The 1,165-nt window shown below is 75.1% G+C and carries 1 protein-coding gene; it reads right to left on the reverse strand.

What is annotated here, in order from left to right; all coding sequences use genetic code 11:
- On the reverse strand, positions 1–1,052 hold a 1,052-nt coding region (locus tag MXD58_RS25070), incomplete at its 3' end, for a glycoside hydrolase family 3 protein (RefSeq protein ID WP_284678850.1).
- Between the last annotated feature and the right edge of the window lie 113 nt (positions 1,053–1,165).

A 1,165-nucleotide genomic window follows, 5' to 3' on the forward strand; every position in this document is an offset into this window, starting at 1 on the left:
ACGTGCGCGAGGCGCCATTTCAGCAGCAGCAGCCGGCGGACCGATGCGTCGATCCGGCTCGCCGGAACCCGCCCGGACCGGACCGCCGCGACCAGGCCGTCGCGGGCCTCGCGCAGCCGCGGTGGCATGAGCAGGAGGTCGTCGCCGGCGAGCACGGCCCGCACCGCTGCCTCGCCGGGCGAGTAACGCTTCGTGATCGCTGCCATGTTCAGTGCGTCGGTCACGACCACGCCGTCGAAGCCGAGGTCCCCACGCAGCAGGCCGGTCACCGCCGCGGGGGACAGGGAGGTCGGCAGGCGGCTGTCGACCGCCGTGGCCAGCAGATGCCCCACCATGATCATGGGAACGTCGGCCGCGATCGCGGCGCGGAACGGCGCCAGGTCCACCGCGGCCAGCCGCTCGCGGGAGGCCGTGACCAGCGGCAGGTCCTGGTGACTATCCACGGAGGTCGAGCCGTGGCCGGGGAAGTGCTTCGCGGCGGCCGCGACGCCCGCCGCGGTGAAGCCCGAGACCGCCGCGGCGGTGAGCCGGGCCACGGCGGCCGGATCGTCGCCGTACGAGCGTTCCCCGATCACCGGGTTCGCCGGGTTGGTGTTGACGTCGGCATCGGGCGCGAAGTCCACGTTCACGCCGAGTGAGCGCAGGTCCGCTCCGGTCACGCGGGCGGCGTCGCGAGCGTCCTCGACCCTGCCGTCGGCACCCTGCGCCATCCCGCCCGGCAGGAGCGTCACCCCGTCCCGGATCCGCAGGACCGTGCCCTGCTCCTGATCGGCGCCGATGAGCAGGGGGACTGCCGCCGCCGTGTAGAGGCCCGTGGTGAGATCACGGAGCTGCTGGGGGGCGACGATGTTGTCGGGCAGGGCGCCTGGCCCGGCGCCGCCCGCGTCGAACAGCACCACCCCACCGAGACCGAGGTCGCGCACGGCGTCGGCGGCCGTGTCGGTGCCTGCCACCAGCCGGTTCCCGGCGACGGCGGCCGGGGACCGGTCCCCGGCCGAGGTCCCGAACAGGTAACCCATGAGCATCTGGCCGATGCGCTGGTCGAGGCTCATGCCGGCCAGGGTGGACTCCACCCAGCGGGACGCATCGTTGCCCGCGGTCGCCGCACCGCTGGGCAGGGAGCCGGCCGGCGCCGACGGCGCGACGGGCGCCGTCGAGGCCGCGC

The organism is Frankia sp. AgKG'84/4 (assembly GCF_023242965.2).
Taxonomy (GTDB): domain Bacteria; phylum Actinomycetota; class Actinomycetes; order Frankiales; family Frankiaceae; genus Frankia.